Origin of the sequence: Apilactobacillus pseudapinorum, from assembly GCF_040369555.1 — a bacterium.
Classification (GTDB): domain Bacteria; phylum Bacillota; class Bacilli; order Lactobacillales; family Lactobacillaceae; genus Apilactobacillus.
In genome coordinates, this window is record NZ_BAABVU010000003.1 from 1 (window position 1) to 271 (window position 271).

General features: G+C 46.9%; 1 rRNA gene. It reads left to right on the plus strand.

Going from position 1 to position 271, the window contains the following annotated elements:
* Positions 1-190: ribosomal RNA gene (locus tag ABWU86_RS00015) — 16S ribosomal RNA — on the plus strand; the annotation flags it as partial.
* Between the last annotated feature and the right edge of the window lie 81 nt (positions 191-271).

Genomic DNA, 271 nt, shown 5'->3' on the forward strand with positions numbered 1-271 from the left:
TGGATCAGCATGCCACGGTGAATACGTTCCCGGGCCTTGTACACACCGCCCGTCACACCATGAGAGTTTGTAACACCCAAAGACGATGGGGTAACCTTTTAGGAGCTAGTCGTCTAAGGTGGGACAGATGATTAGGGTGAAGTCGTAACAAGGTAGCCGTAGGAGAACCTGCGGCTGGATCACCTCCTTTCTAAGGAAATTACGGAAACTTACACTAGGTTCATCAATCTTATTCAGTTTTGAGGGATTTACCTTCATATGATTCTTAGCT